17 protein-coding genes are annotated in these 21,305 nt (G+C 42.6%); 4 read left to right on the top strand and 13 right to left on the bottom strand.

Translation table 11 applies throughout. The annotated features are described in order from the left end of the window. Window positions 1-257: 257 nt before the first annotated feature. The 4 genes from K2Q13_RS03855 to K2Q13_RS03840 all read left to right on the top strand — a co-directional run bounded on the left by K2Q13_RS03855 (window position 258) and on the right by K2Q13_RS03840 (window position 5,528). On the top strand, window positions 258-1,754 hold the full coding sequence (locus K2Q13_RS03855) for a leucyl aminopeptidase (RefSeq protein ID WP_292919345.1): 1,497 nt from the start codon (window positions 258-260) through the stop codon (window positions 1,752-1,754). Window positions 1,755-1,788: 34 nt separating this feature from the next. Further along, a complete protein-coding gene (locus K2Q13_RS03850) occupies window positions 1,789-2,229 on the top strand; it encodes a DNA polymerase III subunit chi (RefSeq protein WP_292919344.1) in 441 nt (146 codons plus the stop codon). A gap of 17 nt (window positions 2,230-2,246) precedes the next feature. Further along, window positions 2,247-2,606, top strand: coding sequence for a hypothetical protein (locus tag K2Q13_RS03845; protein ID WP_292919343.1), 360 nt, complete (start codon window positions 2,247-2,249; stop codon window positions 2,604-2,606). Between the two features lie 159 nt (window positions 2,607-2,765). Further along, a complete protein-coding gene (locus K2Q13_RS03840; RefSeq protein WP_292919342.1) occupies window positions 2,766-5,528 on the top strand; it encodes a valine--tRNA ligase in 2,763 nt (920 codons plus the stop codon). A gap of 86 nt (window positions 5,529-5,614) precedes the next feature. Here the strand turns inward: K2Q13_RS03840 and rfbB are convergent, their stop codons facing one another. From rfbB to K2Q13_RS03775, 13 genes are all read right to left on the bottom strand, one after another. Next, window positions 5,615-6,709, bottom strand: a complete 1,095-nt coding sequence (gene rfbB, locus K2Q13_RS03835) for a dTDP-glucose 4,6-dehydratase (protein WP_292919341.1) — start codon at window positions 6,707-6,709, stop codon at window positions 5,615-5,617. Continuing rightward, complete coding sequence (gene rfbD, locus K2Q13_RS03830) at window positions 6,693-7,592, bottom strand: dTDP-4-dehydrorhamnose reductase (RefSeq protein ID WP_292919340.1); 900 nt, start codon at window positions 7,590-7,592, stop codon at window positions 6,693-6,695. The genes rfbB and rfbD overlap by 17 nt, the downstream gene beginning before the upstream one ends. Before the next feature lie 46 nt (window positions 7,593-7,638). Beyond that, window positions 7,639-8,199 carry a dTDP-4-dehydrorhamnose 3,5-epimerase gene (gene rfbC, locus K2Q13_RS03825; RefSeq protein ID WP_292919339.1) on the bottom strand — a complete coding sequence of 187 codons (561 nt, stop codon included), beginning with the start codon at window positions 8,197-8,199 and terminating at the stop codon, window positions 7,639-7,641. Then, on the bottom strand, window positions 8,186-9,073 hold the full coding sequence (rfbA, locus tag K2Q13_RS03820; protein WP_292919338.1) for a glucose-1-phosphate thymidylyltransferase RfbA: 888 nt from the start codon (window positions 9,071-9,073) through the stop codon (window positions 8,186-8,188). Before rfbA ends, rfbC begins: the two co-directional genes overlap by 14 nt. A 175-nt stretch (window positions 9,074-9,248) precedes the next feature. Continuing rightward, on the bottom strand, window positions 9,249-9,668 hold the full coding sequence (locus K2Q13_RS03815) for a tetratricopeptide repeat protein (RefSeq protein WP_292919337.1): 420 nt from the start codon (window positions 9,666-9,668) through the stop codon (window positions 9,249-9,251). A gap of 107 nt (window positions 9,669-9,775) precedes the next feature. Continuing rightward, on the bottom strand, window positions 9,776-10,330 hold the full coding sequence (locus K2Q13_RS03810) for a hypothetical protein (protein ID WP_292919336.1): 555 nt from the start codon (window positions 10,328-10,330) through the stop codon (window positions 9,776-9,778). Between the two features lie 25 nt (window positions 10,331-10,355). After that, window positions 10,356-11,009, bottom strand: a complete 654-nt coding sequence (locus K2Q13_RS03805; protein ID WP_292919335.1) for a hypothetical protein — start codon at window positions 11,007-11,009, stop codon at window positions 10,356-10,358. A gap of 53 nt (window positions 11,010-11,062) precedes the next feature. Then, a complete protein-coding gene (locus tag K2Q13_RS03800; protein WP_292919334.1) occupies window positions 11,063-13,198 on the bottom strand; it encodes a rhamnan synthesis F family protein in 2,136 nt (711 codons plus the stop codon). 43 nt (window positions 13,199-13,241) lie between these two features. Next, window positions 13,242-14,492: a glycosyltransferase family 4 protein gene (locus tag K2Q13_RS03795; protein ID WP_292919333.1), complete on the bottom strand. Its 1,251-nt coding sequence runs from the start codon at window positions 14,490-14,492 to the stop codon at window positions 13,242-13,244. Beyond that, on the bottom strand, window positions 14,489-16,924 hold the full coding sequence (locus K2Q13_RS03790) for a glycosyltransferase family 2 protein (protein WP_292919332.1): 2,436 nt from the start codon (window positions 16,922-16,924) through the stop codon (window positions 14,489-14,491). Before K2Q13_RS03790 ends, K2Q13_RS03795 begins: the two co-directional genes overlap by 4 nt. Further along, entirely contained in the window at window positions 16,921-19,413 is a 2,493-nt protein-coding gene (locus K2Q13_RS03785; protein ID WP_292919331.1) for a glycosyltransferase, read from the bottom strand. Before K2Q13_RS03785 ends, K2Q13_RS03790 begins: the two co-directional genes overlap by 4 nt. Window positions 19,414-19,521: 108 nt before the next feature. Continuing rightward, window positions 19,522-20,595, bottom strand: coding sequence for a calcium-binding protein (locus K2Q13_RS03780; protein WP_292919330.1), 1,074 nt, complete (start codon window positions 20,593-20,595; stop codon window positions 19,522-19,524). A 580-nt stretch (window positions 20,596-21,175) separates the two neighbouring features. Next, window positions 21,176-21,305, bottom strand: a 130-nt coding sequence (locus K2Q13_RS03775; protein WP_292919452.1) for an integrase core domain-containing protein, incomplete at its 5' end; no start/stop codon positions are given.

Genomic DNA, 21,305 nt, shown 5'->3' with positions numbered 1-21,305 from the left:
TTCTATTATAATACATAACTCAGCATTTTGTTTTATTACTAGAGAATTATCTTATCTACTATAACCTCTGAAAGTATGCACCATACCTTTTCGGCTCTAAACAGAGGCTCATTTTTAATCAAATTGTATGTGATTACATTATCGTAGAAATTGTTTTGATTATTTGGAACAAAGCAGTTATAAGACAATCAACTGGATAAATACTAAACTAATCTAATCAATTGTTCGGAAGAACATTCTTGCTAAAGGAGTCAAACGTGGATTTTGGAATTAAAGTTGGAACCCCGGAGAAACAACGAGGCGCTTGTGCTGTGGTTGGAATTTTCGAATCAAGAAAAATGACTGAATCGGCAAAAATATTGGACATAGCCACACAAGGGCATATTAAAAACATACTCGCGTCGGGCGATATCGACGGAAAAGTGAATACTTCCCTGTTACTTCATAATGTTCCGGGTACGCAGTTTAAAAGAATTTTATTAATTGGGTTAGGGAAAGAACAGGAATTTAATGAAAAAACTTTCTTAGCGGTGATCAATTCAACGTTAAATGCCTTGCACAAAACAGCAGTGGCTGATGTCATGCTGTTTTTATCTGATTTTCCTATTAAAGTGCGCAAAAATGATTGGAAAATCTCCCAAACTGTCATTGCCACAATCAGTAGCATTTACCGATTTGATCAGCTAAAAAGTAAGCCTGAGAACAATCAGAGCAAATTACGCAAGATATTATTTTGCATCGATACTCAAGCAGAACTCATTGCGTGTGAACATACCATGCAGCAAAGTTTAGCTATTGCTCATGGGATGAACCTTACAAAAGATTTAGGCAATCTTGCTCCGAATATCTGCACCCCTACTTATCTTGCCACGCAAGCTAAAAATCTTGCCAAAACGTATAAACTCAAGGCATCCATATTAGATGAAAAAGATATGGAAAAATTAGGTATGGGATCTCTTCTCTCTGTTGCCCGCGGCAGCGAACAACCAGCAAAGCTAATTGTGCTGGAATACTATGGATTGGGTAAAAAAGAACACCCCATTGTTTTAGTTGGCAAAGGAGTGACTTTTGACACTGGTGGCATCTCGCTCAAGCCTGCCGCTGAAATGGATGAAATGAAATTCGACATGAGCGGAGCCGGTAGCGTGTTAGGAACGATGCTTGCAGTTGTCGAAATGAAATTACCGATCAACCTGGTTGTGATCATTCCAGCAACCGAGAATATGCCCAGCGGTAACGCGACAAAGCCTGGGGACGTAGTAACCAGTATGTCCGGCCAGACCATTGAAATTTTGAATACCGACGCGGAGGGACGCCTGATTTTATGCGATGCATTAACCTACGCCGAACGCTACAACCCCAAAATAGTAATTGATATCGCCACCTTGACAGGCGCTTGCGTAATTGCATTAGGCAATCTCACCACTGGCCTGATGAGTAATGATGACAAGCTTGCGCAAGATTTGTTAGATGCCGGAGAACAAGCAGCTGATCGTGCCTGGCAACTGCCTTTATGGGATGAATATCAGGATTTACTGAAAAGCAATTTTGCAGATATCGCGAATATCGGAGGAAGAACTGCAGGAACCATCACGGCTGCTTGCTTCCTATCCCGATTTACCAAGAAATACCGCTGGGCGCATCTGGATATTGCAGGAACAGCCTGGAAATCAGGTAAAGATAAAGGAGCAAGCGGTCGACCAGTGCCGTTATTAACACAATTCTTGATTGCACAATCCAAGGGTTCTAGCTAGAGTTCTATCAGTCTAAATTCAATACATTGATTTTATGACACATATTATCTTCTACTCGGGATCAAGCGATAAGTTACAAACAACGTGTCGGCTTTGCGCCAAAGCAGTACAGAAAAATATGAAAGTATTGATTTACACGCCCGAATCAACATTGCTAGATCAGTTAGATGAATTACTATGGAAGTTTTCACCTACCAGCTTTATTCCGCATTGCAATATCCTGGACGATGATCAGCTGGTAGGCGTAACACCGGTGATTTTAAGTAATCAAATTCAAGCAAGCTCTCCGTTTGATGTGTTGATTAATCTGCATGATCAACCTCCAAATTTATTGGATCAGTTTAAGCGATTAATCGAGATTGCAGGCACTTCTCATGAGGATAAACTGGCAGCACGCGAACGCTTCCGTTTTTATAAAAATGCCGGTTATGAGATACAACATTACCATCTAAATGATCAGCTTGATCCACACTAACAGCCACTTTTTCTATCATGGATGAGAATAAACCTGAAATCGATTTTGATGATGCCGCAATACTGGAGAAATTTCGTAGCTTACTCAACAAATATCAGAGTCAAGGTAAAATCACTCCTGCAATAAGTAACGTCACACTCTCTGCAAGCGCGCAGCATGCCGACAAAACAGCCTCCATGGATGCAGGTACAATACCGCTATTGAGCGAAGTGGTGGTACTTCACCCGTCCGTAATTCAACTTCAGCCAGTACGCCTAACACCAATCCAGCTAATACTCGATGCCGCGTTAAGAGATGCTAATATCGAAATGGATACTCTGACCAAAAAAGCACTGGCAAACGCTTTGGAAGCTCGATTGACCAATCAAATCAAATAACCGTTGCAAATAGTAGTTAGCCATATCCACCCCACTGCAGCAATAAATATGTCGACCTCATCTAAATAACTTGCGCCTCTTGTCATACGCGCAGGTATGGCATCCAGTAGTATAATGGCTATTTTCTTAGCAATACTTACCTTACGCCCTTAAAATTTCATGGATCTCGAAAAAAGTTTTGACCCTAAGCATATTGAAAATTTTTGGTATTCCGAATGGGAATCAGCCGGATATTTCAAACCTACTGCCACTGAAGATCGCTCCGCCTATTGCATCATGCTGCCGCCCCCCAATGTTACGGGCACATTACACATGGGGCATGCATTCCAGCACACCTTAATGGATGCACTAACACGCTATCACCGCATGCGAGGGTACAGTACTTTATGGCAACCGGGCACTGATCATGCCGGCATTGCCACGCAGATTGTAGTTGAGCGTCAACTGGATCAGCAGAATCTCGATCGTCGCCAAATGGGCCGGGAAGCATTTTTAGAACGGGTATGGCAATGGAAAGAAGAATCTGGTTCTACCATCACCCGGCAAATGCGGCGCTTGGGAACATCTTGTGATTGGACACGCGAGCGTTTTACCATGGATGACGCATTATCACGCGCAGTCACTGAAGTATTTGTTCGATTATATCGTGAAGGACTGATTTATCGCGGCAAGCGGCTGGTGAATTGGGATCCTGTTTTGCAAACTGCCGTATCCGATCTGGAAGTCGTTGCAACTGAAGAAAATGGCTCATTGTGGCACATTCGCTATCCATTGGAACAAACGGATGGTTCTGGAATAGAACAAACGAATGCTTTAATTGTCGCCACTACCCGCCCAGAAACCATGCTGGGTGATGTGGCCGTCGCCGTGCATCCCGAGGATTCGCGTTATCAACACCTAATCGGACGACATCTTAGGCTGCCTTTGTGTGAACGCACTATTCCAATTATTGCGGACTCTTATGTCGATCTGGAATTTGGTACCGGTTGTGTAAAAATTACTCCGGCTCACGACTTTAACGATTATCTGGTTGGGCAAAGACATCATTTGGTACCGATCAACATTTTCACCTTGGACGCAAAAATCAATGATATGGCTCCAACCGAATATCAAGGCATGGATCGTTTTGAGGCCAGAAAAAAAATCATTGCCGATCTGGACGCGCAAGGTTTTCTGGTTGAAACCAAACCTCACAAACTGATGGCCCCACGAGGCGATCGCACCAATACCATCATCGAGCCGATGCTGACTGATCAATGGTATGTCGCAATGGAGAGTCTGGCCAAGCGAGGATTAGAAGTTGTTGCCGCTGGTGAAGTTAAGTTCACGCCGGACAACTGGACGCATGTTTACAACCAATGGCTGGAGAACATTCAGGATTGGTGTATTTCGCGCCAATTATGGTGGGGACACCGTATTCCGGCCTGGTATGACGAAGATGGCAACATTACCGTTGCGCATAGTCTCGAAGAAGCACAGAAACTTTCCGGCAACAGCAATCTAAAACAAGATGGTGATGTTCTGGATACCTGGTTTTCATCGGCGCTCTGGCCATTCTCAACCTTAGGCTGGCCGGAAGAAACGCCGGAACTGAAAACGTTTCTGCCCACTTCAGTACTGATTACAGGGTTCGACATCATTTTCTTTTGGGTGGCACGCATGGTGATGATGTCGTTACATTTCACCAACCAAGTGCCTTTCAAGGAAGTTTATATTACCGGCTTAATTCGCGATGCTGAAGGTCAGAAAATGAGTAAATCCAAAGGGAACGTACTGGATCCTCTGGATTTGATCGATGGCATTACCCTGCCCGATTTGATCGCAAAGCGCACCATCGGACTGATGAATCCCAAACAAGCCGAGTCGATTGAGAAAAATACCAGAAAACATTTTCCCGAAGGGATTCAATCCTTTGGAACCGATGCTTTGCGTTTCACATTTGCCAGTCTGGCTTCGCACGGACGAGATATCAAATTCGATCTGCAACGCTGTGAAGGATATCGAAACTTCTGTAACAAACTCTGGAATGCCACACGCTTTGTACTCATGAATTGTGAAGGAAAAGATACGGGGTTGGATGAAACGTCACCACTCACTTATTCCGCAGCTGATCAATGGATCATCAGTCGATTGCAACAAGCTGAACAAGCCATTGAACTGGCATTTACCCAGTATCGTTTTGATCTTTTAGCACGCGAAATCTACGAGCTGGTCTGGGACGAATACTGCGACTGGTATGTTGAGCTGGCTAAAGTGCAATTAAACAACCCTCAGGAGTCGATACAACGAACAACACGCAGAACGCTAGTCCGTGTGTTGGAAGCCATGCTACGGCTGGCACATCCTATCATTCCATTCATTACCGAGGAACTATGGCAGAAAGTCGCACCGCTGGCAGACAAACAAGGTGATAGCATTATGTGTCAGCCATATCCGATTGCGGATACAACAAAAACTAATCAACAATCCATTGAAGAGATTCTATTACTTAAAGAAATAATCAATGCCTGCCGTAACCTACGCGGTGAAATGAAACTATCACCCGCACTCAAGGTGCCACTACTTGCCAGTGGTAATTCACAAACGTTGTCAAATTTCTCGCCCTATTTGCTTGCATTAGCTAAATTATCAAATGTAGAAATTCAATCAGATGGATTACCCACTGCAGATGCTCCCGTGGCAATTGTCAGAGATTTCAAATTAATGCTGAAAATCGAGATAAATGTGGAAGCAGAACGCGAACGGCTATCCAAGGAAATTACCCGCATTCAGGCAGAAGTATCCAAGGCACAAACTAAACTTTCCAATCCCAGTTTTGTAAAACAAGCGCCCCACCAGGTTGTCGCACAAGAAAAAGAGCGCCTGGTTACTTTCAACAAAAAACTCGATGATCTAACTTTACAATTGCAAAAACTGAATTAACTTCTCTCAGGAAAATCGAAAATACTCTGAGATGGAATGTCAATCAAGCAAGCAGTTAACAAGAGGCCTTATCAGTTAACTTTACTTCAAAACTCCGCGACTTCTGACCGGGTTTTTTTATCGGAATAATTCGTATCCAGCCACTTTTTGTAACTATTGTCCATAACGCCACGCCACCAGTCCTCGTTATCGAGATACCACTGAACCGTTTTTTGAATACCGGTTTCAAATGTTTCCACTGGCCTGTAAGACAGTTGATCCATGATCTTGGCAGCATTAATGGCATATCTGCGATCATGTCCGGGACGATCTGTGACATGAGTGATTAATTGGGTATGGGGTGCGCCATGAGGATGGTATATGTCCATCAGCTGACAGACCAGTGTAACAATATCGATATTCGTCCATTCATTGTTGCCACCGATATTATAGACTTCACCCACTTTTCCATTCAGGAGAATGCGTTCTATACCACGACAATGATCCTCAACGTAGAGCCAGTCTCGAATCTGTTTACCATCGCCATAAATAGGCAAGGGTTTGCCTTCGAGACAATTGACGATAATTAATGGGATCAGTTTTTCCGGAAAATGATAGGGGCCGTAGTTATTCGAACAGTTGCTGATGGTAGTATTGAGACCGTAAGTATGATGGTAACTGCGCACTATATGATCTGAAGATGCCTTGCTGGCTGCATAGGGCGAATTAGGCAGATATTGATGCTGCTCAGTAAATGCAGGGGCGCCAGGCGTGAGCGTACCATACACTTCGTCCGTGGAAACATGGTGAAAGCGATGGGACGTGTTGCCTCCATCTAGCCATATTTTTTTGGCCGCCTTGAGCAGTGAATGAGTGCCATCAATATTGGTTTTAAGGAAGGCATCTGGGCCGAGGATTGATCGATCCACATGACTTTCTGCAGCAAAATGCACCAGGGTATCAATCGAAGCATCTTGCAATAGTTTTTCTACCAAAGCGGTATCAAGGATGTCGCCGTGCACAAAACGGTAAGCCTTGTTGTTTTGTATACTTCTTAGATTTTGTAAGTTTCCGGCATAGGTGAGCGCATCCAGCACGGTAACCTGGCTGTCAGGATATTCCCGTAACCAATAATGCACGAAGTTGCTGCCAATAAATCCAGCGCCCCCCGTCACTAATAAATGCTTAGGTTGATAATTCATTGTTTTTTTTCCATTGGATTAATACGTGTTCTAACCCTTTTCGCCAGTCAGCCTGAGAAATGAGTAATTCTTCCTGAATGCGCGCACATGCCAGCGCTGAATTCTGCGGACGCTTGGCAGCGGTGGGATATTCAGAGGTGCTGATAGGTTTGATAAACGGTTTTTTTCTCAGCATGCCTAGATTAAAAGCCTGTTGACAAATAGTTTCGGCAAAAGCGTGCCATGTAGTGACAGGCACACCAGTGTAATGATACAACCCCCAGGTAATAGCCTTACCTTGGTGTATTCGATCGACAATTTCCAACAGGACTTCAGCGATATCGCCTGCCCAAGTTGGCGCACCCGTCTGATCAGCAACCACACTCAGTTCGTCACGCTGTTGAGCAAGGCGCAATATGGTTCTGACAAAATTCTGGCCGGTGGCTGAAAACACCCAGGCTGTACGCAGCGTTATGAATTTGTCCAGCGTATTGGCAACAGCAGTCTCACCCTCCAGCTTACTCTGACCATAAACTCCCCCTGGATTCGGGGCATCTGTTTCATGATAGGGAGTGGACTTTTCTCCATCAAACACATAGTCGGTGGAAACGTGCAATAGCGGTATATCAGCCTTCACACAGGACCTTGCCAAATATAGTGGACCCTCTCGATTGACAGCAAAGGCTGACGCAATATCAGTTTCAGCGCGGTCGACGGCAGTATAAGCGGCGGCGTTGATAATAACGGTTGGTTTTACTTGGTCAACAAAGGCCATGGTGCTGGATTCATTGGTGATATCCAATTCATTGTAATCCACGCCAACAAATTTATAGCCACGCTCTTTGCTGCGCAAACAAAGTTCTGTACCTAATTGACCTGCTGCACCTATTATTAATATGGTCATAATAGATTTCATTCCCTGGAATTATTCATGTAATACTGAGATTGTCTTAGATTGGACTGTAGTTTGGCAACTTCTCTAGCTCTTGTTGTGAAAGGTTAGGCGCAGATTGATCTTTGGTTGAGAGCGCAACATCGCTGACGGGCCATTCGATCCCGATATCAGGATCATTCCACGCAATACTTTGCTCGGATTCTGCATGATAATAGTTAGTGCACCGATAGATAAAATCTGCCACTTCTGACAAAACAACGAAACCATGCGCATAACCCGGAGGCACATAAATCATTCGCAAGTTCTCATCGTCCAATATAGTGCCAAACCACTGCCCAAAGGTGGGTGAATCTTTTCTCACATCAACGGCGACATCAAAGACCTTTCCGCGCGATACGCGCACCAGCTTGCCTTGGGGTTGAAATAACTGATAGTGGAGACCGCGCAAAATACCTTTGGATGAACGGGAATGGTTATCCTGGACAAAAGTCTCGTTAATCGCTGCTTCGAGTAATGCCGATTCACGAAATGTTTCTACAAAAAAACCTCGTTGATCTCTAAACACCTTAGGTTCAAAAACCACCACGCCGGGAAGTCTGGTTTCAATGATTTTCATCTTGCAGGATTTCCATTAGGTATTGACCGTAGCCATTTTTCTCCAGAGGTGAAGCCAGTGCCGCCAATTGCTCAGCATTTATGAATCCATTGCGGTATGCAATTTCCTCCGGGCAAGCTACTTTCAACCCTTGCCGCTCTTCAATAACCTGCATGTAATTGGCGGCAGATAATAATGACGCATGAGTGCCGGTATCCAGCCAGGCAAATCCACGCCCCATCAACTCCACTTTGAGATCGCCCCGCTCAAGATAAACCTTATTAACATCGGTAATCTCAAGCTCGCCACGAGGAGAAGGTCTGATGTTTTTTGCAATTTCAATCACATCATTATCATAAAAATAAAGTCCGGTTACGGCATAGTTGCTTTTAGGTTTCTCCGGTTTTTCTTCCAGATCAGTGGCTACGCCATCAGTATCAAACGACACTACGCCATAACGCTCCGGATCTTTGACACGATAACCAAATATAGTGGCGCCTTTGTCATTACCCACCGCATTTGCCAACAATTCACCCATGCCATGACCATAAAAAATGTTATCCCCTAATATAAGGCTCACATTATCATTGCCAACAAATTTCTCTCCCAGAATAAACGCCTGTGCCAATCCATCAGGGCTGGGCTGTACCGTATAAGTAATGCTTATTCCCCAGTCTTGTCCATCACCAAGCAGTGACTCAAATTGAGGCAAATCATGAGGCGTGGTAATAATCAGAATTTCGCGAATTCCTGCGAGCATGAGCACTGAAAGCGGGTAGTAGATCATGGGCTTGTCATAAACAGGCATTAACTGCTTGCTCACCGAGTGAGTGAGCGGATGCAATCTGACACCAGATCCACCTGCCAATATAATTCCTTTATAGTGTGCGCCCATATTTATTTCTTTATTAAGCCTACTATTAATCATTATGTCTAAAATTTTCTATAACCGTTTTGCAATCATGCCATTGCCCTATCGAACCCACTAAAACCAAGACTAAGCTGATCATTAACGACATTCACTTATTCGCACACAAAATATCGAATCAGCTTTATTTGTTGGGAGGACCTCAATGTTTTGTGAAAAACTTTTTAAGACTTGAAATAAAACCGTCTGGAGGCTTCGGTAATGAGGTGTCCTGGAGTTTCGTCGATGTAGTGGAATTGACTAATAATTCTTTCTTTGCACGAGTACGTAGCTCGCTCAGTAATGGCTCCAAGTCTGAATAAACCGGATTTTCAGCAAGCAGCGCATCCAAATGCTGAAGCGCTTCTTCAGCACGACTCATTTCCAAGAGAACCCATGCAAGATGTAATCGAATGAAAGGACCATTGGGTCGCCGTCGATGCGCCTCTAGCAAATTTTCAAGTGCTTTTTGCCACTCGCCACACTTAATAGCCGCAACCCCAGTATCACGAAAATCATCTGCTCCGTCATTAACGTGGGTAGAAACATCAGAAGATGCTGATGTTTTGTGTTTATCAATCATTTGATTCTCCTTAAATGTACTCGACAAATCTTCCCGAACTTCAATCTTTGTAAAAAAGAAGCCATCTTATAAAATGTACTCAAAGAATGGATTGTTCATATAAAATATCAAAGCGTAAGTTCCTTTTCTATACGTTTTGAGAGGTTGCTATATCCAGCTAATAAGGACTTATTTACTTGAATAAATGACGTATTCTTATATGTAAAAATCAAACTGCGGGCATATAGCAAACCTTGCACATCACCAGACATTCTTGCGCTTAACGCCTCATGAAAAATAGCTAGCCAAAAATATACTTCCGAAGTGTCAATAGGATTCGCCTTTAATAACAACCGGCGATATGCGAATTCACTAGCTGCTGCGAAATACTCACGCGCTTCTAAGTATCTGGCAGAGTGTATATTTAACATGCCTTTAATATAGTATAGACCCGTAATAATATCTGGAAGCGATAAGACATTAACGTTAGGAATGCCTATTCTAAGTGCCACATATAGAGGAATCGGCCCTTTGCCTAAAATTTCGTTTTGTTTTGCCAATAGAGAAATTGCCAGATTACATTCTTCATCGGAGCCATTAAAATCTGATTTGTTTAACTTATCAAGTGAAGTTTTAAAGAGTGAAATAACCTTATGAGCTACATCTAAATTATTAGTTTGCATGATATGATTTTGTTAGATATGAATATTAAATTTTGGCCGTTCCACGAGCTGGCTTAATATAATTTAATGCCGCTTCAATTTTAGAATTATCATCTGAAGAATAATTAATAAATTTTATAAGTTCCAAAACAAAGTTAGTCGGATTAAGTATTGATTTTTCGTAACTTACAAACATAGTAGGTGGTTTATTCCTTACTATAAAATCCAATTCTAATTTGTAGATTTCAAGAGCGTTATCTATATATGCCAGATAACTATCCGCGTTAGTTGACTGTTCTTTAAATTCCTCTTTTGCCTCTCTTTCGGCAATTGCAACTAGGTCTCTAGTTATGAAAATAAATATTGGACTTTGAAGGTATTCATAAATATCTTGGATATAGTAGCCAGATAAAGGATCCTTCCATCCCCAAAGATTATTAGCGTTATTACGAGTTTCTATCAACTTTTGTAAGTTATTAATATATTGATCGTATTCATTCGATCTATTACGAAAAATTTTACGATTCCCTTTATGTGTAAGAAAATCAATATCCTCATTATTGTCTAAGTCGATATTTTCTCCCATGCTCACATCAAGTATTCTCAAAACCCCAGAAACCATTGATGTGCCTCCCCGCGGGCATCCCAATATACAAATGCTGCTTGGATGTTTTTCTGAGTCGCTGCTAAATACATACATAATTTATTTTCCTTTAAAAATCTAGATATAAATATTCAATTACTTTTAGATGGTTACAAATATATTCTTTCAATAGGAAAGAATCTACTTGCATTATCAATATGTTCAATAGGATAGCTCTTACAATTACGGATGATATTTTTTGCAGAACTTAGATTTTGCAAATTCATAGGATTCTTAAATAGAAGTTCTCGTTTAATAAATGGAAAACCAAGTTCTATTAAACTATCCCAAAATAAGTGCGTCGGATTCATGGGAATGCCGTCGAACACCATTTGAATATATTGTTCAAATAACTCAGTTATCTCACTATTTGATATTTTTTTCGATCGAGAGGTATGTTTATTAGTTAAAGTTTTCCATTTGGTAAGCCAATGCCGACCTACATCTTCATATTTAAAAACAACGTTAGGTATAAATCCTTCTTGTACAAGTTTATTTGTAAGTGATAATTCTCCCTCTTGAATAACAATCTCTTTATTATCTGAATAGCTAAATGAGTTCCCAAACTCGTTAAAAAATGAAGAAGATAAGACTTTATTATTAAATACAAGAAAGAAACTTTGTAAGTGATATCCAGATTGAAAGCTATCAATTAAACCCCAGAAATCTGAATACTCCGAATCCATTTTTTCAAAAATAGGTTTAAGATTATATAAAGGACCAAAAATACTATCATTTATTAGAACTAATTGATTTAATTCAGGAAGGTGATCTCGCAAGTAATAGATACCACATAGCCATGATCCAAAATCATACCCAGAATTTCGTTTAAATATAATGCCGTCAACTTCATCGGGTTTTTCAAATTTTGAAAATTGACTGCTCAAAGAATGTACTGAAAGTATCCAATATCCACAATCTCGCAGATTTTGAAACAAATACTTATGTGATGATGAAAAGAAAGAAGACTCAAAATAAGAACAAATTATGGCAACCTTTTTCTTGGTTTTAAGCTCTTCGATACCTGAAGGTGTAATATTGATGCTAATTAGAACGGATTCATAGAAATACTGCATCCGAGTAGTACTTATTGCCGGATCATAAAAAGCAAACTCTGAGACTCCTGGAAGGCAAGTATTACTGCTTGTTTCTATCACATTAAATTTATGGTCAGTTCCGTCAAAAAATTCGTTTGGAATATTAAATTCAAAAGCTGCAAATCCTGAACGAATATTAGCTTCACGTAGATCTGCTCGATATTTTGATGCTCTAGTTTCTTCAATTAGCAGACCATCAATAAACAGTTGCACACTAGCTGCAATATCTTGGCGATCAAGCCTTATCGCCCATCCTTCGATCTTTTTTCCATTTATATTATCGACATTACCTATTAATTTATCATCAGTGCGAGTCGATTGTGTCATTGCTCTCCATTTGAGCAATTTTTCAAACGTTGGCATTGCCTTTTGATAAGACAAATAAAATTCGCTGCCAATTACGCTAAAGGTAAAATTTACTTCATTTTGCAGATCATATTCCTCAATCCATAGAGGGAATGTTGCTTCGGCCCATTTAAAATGTAGACCACAATTAATAGGATACTCAAGCACATTTGAAATATCTTCTCGCAATGTTGCTGTATAAGTATTCCCAATTAGTTCTCCATTCAAAAAAATTGAAATAGCTATAGAAGCGGTTGGGTTTTCACCATTTAGAAGCCAGCCATAAATTCCTTCCTCTGAAATTAAATCAATACAACCATAATATCCTTTTGTATCATTAGGATCGATAATAGATCTAACACAATTTGAATCATTAAGAGTAGCATTACTGATCGCGGTAGTAGAAAAGCCGGACTCGGCTAACGATTGCTTATTAAACACGATGATGGAACGCCCATCATCTAACTCTACTACCTCCACATTGCCGGCAAGCGATTCTGCTATGTTAATTGCACTGTTCTTCTTACGTGCATTGAGTTTGCCAATCAGTATTACCCGCCCACCTGGTCCTATTAAACGGTAAGCTTCTTCCTGCATTAGTTTGATATTAATTGCATTATCACCCAAACGCCAGATAACAGCATTCCAGGATTGATCTGGATAAAGTAAAGGCAGTTGAGTGTTATTTTGACTCAGAACGAGTCGCCATTGTCCTGGGGCAAGTGCGCCGCGCTCTTCATCTTCAAGTGAAGCATTTCCTATAGCATCAATCAGAAGCAGTTTATTATTTTGTTCTTCATCCATTATTATGGTTACTCACTAAATTCATCGGATTTGGACCGTACGGTCAGATACACTCTTTTGCACCTTTGTCAGTGCTAGCCTCAGCTTCAATTAATTTTAATAATCGTTCAACACATGCAGCTTGCTCAAAATTTTTTTTAATTAAGTTTCTTGCAGTGAGGTTAAGTTTATAAGATTCACTTCGTTTGGCATCTAGCTGTTTTATTACAGCTTCGACAAGTTCAGGGGTATCAAAAAAATCAAATAAGAGGCCTGTTTTTCCATGCTTGATAAATTCTTTTATGGGAGCCGTATTGGATGCCACGATGGGCGCACCGCAGGCCATAGCCTCCAGCAAAGACCACGACAATATAAAAGGATATGTCAAGTAAACGTGTGCTTTGGAAACTTGCATGACGGCACGATATTGTTCTCTAGCCAGATAACCGACAACGTGAACTCGATCTGGATCAAGGTCTGCACCGACTTCGCCCAGCATTTTTTCCAGCCAGCTGCTATTACCTCCCGGCTCCGGTCCGTAGGATGATTTTTCGTGCCCCATAATGACGACATGTGCATTTGGTCGCCGCGCCAGTAACTCAGGCAGTGCGCGCATAAATACATGAAAGCCCCGGACTGGTTCCAGCGCCCGTGCGGCGTAGGTAATGACTTCATCCTGGCGAGTCAGGTTGATATTCTTATTGGCGATATTAAAACTTGCTTTGGCATTGGGTCTGAAGTAATCCGTATCAATACCTTCATGAATGACATCAATTTTGCTGTGCGCCCATTCAGGAATAGTTTTTTTCTGCCATTGAGTGGGCGTCCAGCCGGCATCAGAGATTTCAAGGGCTTGTTGCATGGTGGTATTCTTCAAACGCAAACGTGCCAATCCAGTGAATGTGGATTCATGAAACTCCGGATCGAAATCGAAATCCTGCCCCACTGCACTGTAATAATATTCAAAATAGCAAATTAGTTTTATTTTCGGCCATACATCCTTAATAAACAGCACTTCTCCCCAGCCCGGGTGGGCAACAATGACATCAGGCGTGTAGCCCTTGGCTTTCAGACGCCGCGCGGCATCAGCCACAGCCTCGCCCCGCAATATTTTGGCTTCCATTTCTTTAAGCAATGGATGCGTGTTTGGCTCCGGGTTACGGAGAAATTTGTAACTGGCTACGCCTACACCGTCAAATTCTGCACTGGGTGGTTGCTTCAGTGCCAATAATTCGTGTTTGCCCGTTGTAACCAAATGCTTAGCAAGATTGCGAAATTGCGCGGGAAAGTTCTGGTGTATGAACAGTATTTTCATGAGTACTGCTGATCTGTTTTAGAAGTGCAGTTCAGGTTACGCTCAGCTGGCCCGGCAAACTCAATTGAATCTTCACGATCGTTCATATTGCCAGAGCTTTGCAACGCCGCTCTTCCACGGGGAGAAATTGCAAGACCGGCATAACAATATGCATCAAGATTAAGATTGGGGTTATAAAACGGGTCATCATTGATCCATTGATGCCACTTTTGCATCAGCCGGTTTTTCTCGCGCGCCAATCGCCCGCGCCGTTGTGCCGTATCATCACTCCCTCGACTTGCCGACTCGGCATGCATCAATTGTGCCTCTGGGGTCCAGACAATGCGCTTGCCCATACTTCGCAGCTTCAGGCAAAAATCAACGTCATTAAAATTGACAGGAAAATCAATTTCATCCAGACCATTTACTGAAAGATAGTCTTCGCGCTTACAAAGCAGGCAGGCGGCAGTGACTGCACTAGCACTACGCGTTATCTGGTTATATCCAAAATAACCGAAGTCATCTTTATGCCAATTATTTCCTGTATGTCCGACAAGCCCATGAAGACCGAGTACAACACCCGCATGCTGAACCATGCCATTAGGCCATAATAATTTTGCGCCGACTGCACCCACATTGGGTCTGAGCAGATGCCGCACCATGGCTTTAAGCCATCCGCTATCTATAGCTTCTATATCGTTGTTGATGAAGCCGATTAGAGTAGCCTTGGTATGCTGCACTGCACGGTTATTAATGGCTGAAAAATTGAACGGACCGGGATGTTGGATAACATTGACACCCTTACTTTTTACGTGATCAAGGTAAGCAAGCGCATCGGGTTCGACGCTATCGTTGTCGATAACGATTATTTCCATATTGGGATAATCTGTCTTAAGCAAGCTTTCAATACAGCGTTGCAGTAATTCGAAGTGATCACGGGTGGGAATAATCAAGCTAACCGTTGGCCATTTCACAGGGCTTTCCCAAACCAGCCTAATTTCACCATGATCGGCAACAGTCCGGTGTAAACCCGGTGCAAGTATTGCATCACAGCTGTGCTGTGCATCGATATGAGCAGGTGATGCAGCGCCATTGCGACGATGGTAAAGAACCCGGGGTATGTGATAAATCGCTTCAGGATTGTCACCCACTGATTGCACGGCAATCCAAGGCCAGGCATTGGCTTCAGCGATATAAGGGCTTTGGATGGGCAGATTGCAGGCACGTGTAGCAAACAGATGATGCAGCGGGGTTTGGGCTAGGAATAAATCCGGATCCCAATCTGGTTTGAACCAAGGGTGTGGGGATTGTCCATCCGCAAGTATCTGGTCACAATCGGTGAAGGCAATTTGCACCAAGGGATTGTCGAACGCTGCAACAACAGATGACAGTGCATCCGTGGGTAAAGTGTCCCCCGCAATGATGAAACTGAAGATGCCATCACCTTGACTGATTGCAGTCCGAATATGCTCTAGCCACTTTGTGGGTGTTACATGGTGGATTCTCGTATCCTTCAGCGAACTTGATGCGCTGCATACCAGTGCAGTCCAATGTGGATGAGCCTGACTGATCAGACTATCCAAGGTTGTTTCCACATCGTCATCGCCTGCAATAACACACGTGATTGAAGTTGCGGTGCATGGGGAAGAATTGACGCTGCCAAACCGATCTAACCAATTTCGATAACCGGAAAAATCCATAGAGAGCGGTACATGCAACGAATAACGCTGCATAAGTGCGGTTAGAAAGCTGCGTTCTTGTTGTGGCAACACTAAAGCATTCACCCAGGTTGTCAGCGTTACCGGAGGGACAACTACACTAAGAGGACTTCCATTCAGGATTTGACCATGAGCGGTAGTTACGTGTATTTGATGAACGCAGCTATTGGCCAACTCCATCGGCAATGTCAGGCTAAATCCGTGATAAGCATAGCCGCATCCAGTATTTTCCAGCTCAGCACAGTATTGATCAGCACTGCACTCTGCTAGTAATCGTCCTGCTTCATAGGCATATATTGTTTGAGTGACATCGGGATCTAGCATATCCCATGCCCAACCCCATAAGCGCAAACCATCATAATTTTCAACCTGGGTACTAAGCACTCGAGCTGCATTATGTGGGTCATGGTGCGAGAACACTACGCCGGCGAGACGATGTCCGTCATTAGCTACGCAGGCTTCAAAGCGAGCTATCGACTGCCAATCCTGGGGTTGAATTTTAAATGCAAATGCATGACCATGAGCCTCGGCAGGCATAATTAGCTGCAAGCTTTCCAGTTGTAGGGTTAGTGCAGCACGGGTAGTTGCTATCCACTGATCATCACCAATCAAATTGATGGTGATGATTTCATCCGGCCGGGACAGATTGCGTGCCCATCCTATCAAGAAATTTCCAGAGCGCCCCAGCACTGCTCCTTCATAGTTTTTGTGGTGAAAACTTAAAACTTGCGTCATCCGGTTAAACAACCATGAACTAGCGGAAGATCATAGCGTTGAGCTTCCTTGGCAACTTGTATCCTTCTGTGAGCGCAAGGAGAGTAATTGCCGATGGCATAGCAATTATGCAAACGCAGGACATCAGGAATTTGAGCTTCAGGAACTATTCCGGTAAGGTGAATGTTGGGAAGCTGTTGCAAATTGGCGTCATTCAGTGTGTCGCCAAGCACAATGAACATAATGGCCAAGTGTTGTTCAAGAGCCTTATTCGCTTGTTCTATTAACTGCAAATAGCCTTCGTCAAGGGAACGAGCCGATAACACGGCAATGCTCATCGGTTCTTTTAATTCTGTGGAAAGCGGTACTGTCGCTTGAGATTTTAGTGGTGTCTCATTCTGACGGGTAGAGAATGAATTATCTAAATTATTAGAGGCTCCTGTAACAATCTGATCGCTAAGCGATGGGAATCGTCGAATATAAGCATTGCGCATTTCATTATTTAGTACGCTGGTTTTATTAGCTTTTGAAAGTATATGCTGGGTACGCTCTTGCCAAGGAGCTATGCCTGTGAAGTTATAAACCAGCGGCCCGAGCTGTGCTATGCAACGCGCGCATTCGTTAGTGTCAACAGGATCGTCACAAATGACAGCATTGCTTTTCAAGCGGTATTTTCGAGGACAATATCCACTGTAGTCTTCAAGTGTCACATCATAAGGAATAGAACCATCGGTCAAGTAATCGATAATATCGGCTGGCCATTCGCCAAATGTTTTCAGTTCAAGATTCTTAAAGCCTGCGGCTGAAAGATCCTCTCGCAACTCTAATGATTGTTGCGGCCATGCATAGTCTATGTTGTCCAGACCCGTGATGCCGGAAATAGCCAAGTTTACATGCCATTGATCGTGCCGCTTCTTGATAGACCTGAGGGTAAACGTTATCCCTTCATTAAAATCGGAGTTACCGATTTGTAAAGTTCCTTTGTACTGTGGCACAACCCTGGCTAGCCAAAGACGCTGGACATTTCGGCGCAAAGCATAGAGTGGATCATCGGTGAGGAACTGTTCATATTCGTCTGAGTGATGCGGATATCCAGCATGTAGCTTAGGTAAATTTTGTGCGACCAGATATTGTTTTTCATCATTGAAAGATCGACTTCCCCAATGAACAACGTAAATATTTGCTGCGCACACATTGCGCCAGCCGCATGTTTGTAAACGCAAACAAAAATCGGTGTCTTCACCATAGCCTCGACCAAAAGAACCCTCGTTGAGCAGACCAATCTCGTTCAATGCCTTTCTTTTTATGTAAAGGCAGAAACCCACGCCGACAGGTACATCAATCGCTTCTTTGGGCCCGATCGAATTAAATAACTGATCTATCAGCTCTGCATGCTTAGCACTTAACACTGGATTATTTTGCATGGGCAAAGGATAGCTAGCCAGCTCGCCATGATTAGATAAGGGAGTAACTGTTGCAATATCATCGCTCTGATACGCCGCTGCCTGCATCCGATCTAGCCAGTCTCCATAAACCAGCGTATCGGCATTGAGCAAAATCACATCACGAGTACTATCCAGCGTCAGCGCAGTATTAACTGCACCCGAGAAACCCGCATTGATGGGACGCGAAATTAAGACAATTTCCTTTCGTTGAGCTCTTTGTCTAAGTGCAGTGCGCAAATTTTCATCAGTGCTGCAATCATCGACAACGACTATTCGATGCGGAACACTTATATTCGATGCTTTGATAGCCTCTAGACAAGCCAGTGTTTCTGAACAACCTAAAAAAACCGGAACAATAATATCGACGATATTTGAGAGTCTTACTGAGGATGGAAGATTGGGGATTAAATGTTTATTGCCCACAAAAGGACAACCCCATAGGCTGCTGCCTGAGATGCCTATTCTAAGTAAATTGAACGAATCAGGCAGTTTCAAGCGAAATCCATTGTGGCCGTTTCCTATACCTGCAGTTGCCAGCCAGGGCGTGGGCATTCCAATTCCAACAGAAAAAAAATTACCATCAAGTTCAATCAACACGCTTGATTCCGGATCATTTGTATTTATAGCCCAACCAGTGATAAATTCACCTTCGCGCCACGCAGCGCCCATCGCAGAAATACCTGCACCTGCAATCCAGGTTACAACTTCTGAGTTGAAACAGAGTTTTGGCGCTTGTCTCAATAAAGAAATAAGTGATTGATTAAATATTTTTTGATGATTTTCTAAATCTGACCAACACAATTGAAGCAACGAGAAAAAAATGTTTTGATTTCCCGGCATCATCAAGCTGACGATCTTTAAATCATTGATAGCATCAGTCAGATAGCCCCTTTTGGATAGAACGGCAGATCGAACAATCAGAGCATTCGCATCAGGAAGTTTAGTAAGTCTACAAGCACGATCAGCATATCGGAACGCAGTGATCAGGTCGTTGTCATCAAGTTTCTCAAGCGCAATACTCAAATAGTCAGAAAGTGTATAAGGAAGTCTTGGCACAGATTTCATGTTATTCGGACTCATCCAGACCTATCGAAGAGTTTTAAAATAAACTGGGCAAGCTTTTTAAGCTTGCCCAGAATAAAATACTTTTTTAACGTTGATAGATACTAACTGCTAGAAATGAGCATCCAATTGATCAATTCCAACTATTACAATTCCTCCTTCGGTATCAATTCCATTGTTGTCATAAACAAATTTTTCAAAATTAGCTGCTTTAACAACAGAACCATTATCGAGAGTAATCGTTAATTGCGGACCGAATCTTGATACCGTATCGATATTTACCAAGGTTAAATCCAGCTTATCAATACTTCCGCTACTGCCGTTGAGTTGAGAAAGTGTTCCGATATATTCAGAATTCAACTTAACAATATCGTTGTCAGCACCGGTATTAACGAGTGAATTACCAGAACCCAGGTAAACAGTATCATTCCCCGACCCCGTATAAACGCTGTCATTTCCCGGGCCTGTCGTTACGATATCATTGCCTACGCCGGTAAATATTAAGTCATCACCCGCTCCAGCCGACACCGTGTCATTGCCCGAACCAGTATTTACACTATCGTTACCTCCTTCAGCCCACACAATATCATTGCCCGCACCCGTATAAATGACATCGTTGCCCAATCCAGCCGTTATAGCATCATTGCCGGCACCACTATTTATACTGTCGTTACCTGCGTCTGCAGAAATAGTGTCATTGCCAGCACCTGTATTAACCGTATCATCGCCCGCACCAAGATTGACATAATCATGGCCAGATCCAGTTGTAACGTTATCATTCCCATCACCAGAGGAGACGGTAACTCCAATTTTACTATTCAGGGTAACTATATCGTCGCCAGCATTCGTAACTACCACCCCGTCAAAAGTACGTGTATTCGAGCCTGACAAGGTAAAATCAACATTCTCGTTTGTAGTAAAGATAAAAGCATCCACTCCTTTAATATCTGCTTTTGAAATGGAAGAAAGATCCACTGGATCGTTTGGATCAATCAAAACAAGATCTTTTCCACTCACCGAGGCTCCCGTTGGGCTAGTCAGCGGCAGGTTAGAATCAAACTGAACCACCTTAACAGTAGAGCCCAGCTTGCTTAAAATCTTGTTTACGATGTCTGAAGGTATATCTGAAGCATTTAATGAGGCTGCTGCAACACTCTTCGTGACACTATAGTTCGTAGTCGCCATACTTACTCCTCTTTATTTTTTTACTATTCTGCCAAGGAAATATATTTTATTTTTTAACCTGCGAGCGATTCTACCAACATAGCTTTTAAAGAAATAGATGTCATTTGCCCCTCAAATTTAGGTATTTTTGTGAAATATTAGATAAAATGTCCCGACAGCCTGAACGATATATGCTGGATGTCACATTTTTTGTCAGACGCTCAGTTCAAAAGTGAAATTTTCTTCGGCAATCGGACAAATCTCGCGGATTCTCCATAGACTCTATTTCTTGAGTAGATAGTGCATTAAAAAAACAAATGAGATTAATCACGAAGGGTTCTGAAACGGGCTAACGGACTAGCGCATGAACACCAGAATGAGTATGAATCGGAATGGGCAGCGGTAGTTATTTATAGTTCAGAAGATAGAAACTTGGCGTACTTGGGTACGTAAGTGAAATACAGATCCGAGTGTTCGGGCGCTGCTTAACTTTGGTCCCTTAAGGTTTAAAGAAAGTGGAGCGTTAGTATTGGGAATAGAGGTGGCCGCACTTGATTGGACAGTTTTTCCCATTTCTTAAGTGGAAATCTCGCGGTAATGCCTACGCTGTATTTTGCATTGCAGGCAGGTTATCGAAGTAGAACTCATTTGGCGTTTTGTCGTCAAGCGCGGTGTGAGGTCTATTTTGGTTGTAGAACATGAAATATTTTTCTAAGCCTTGTTTTGCATCA

The organism is Nitrosomonas sp. (genome assembly GCF_019752095.1).
In the GTDB taxonomy this organism is placed as follows: Bacteria; Pseudomonadota; Gammaproteobacteria; order Burkholderiales; family Nitrosomonadaceae; genus Nitrosomonas.
This window is presented reverse-complemented; position numbering and strand designations above follow the sequence as displayed.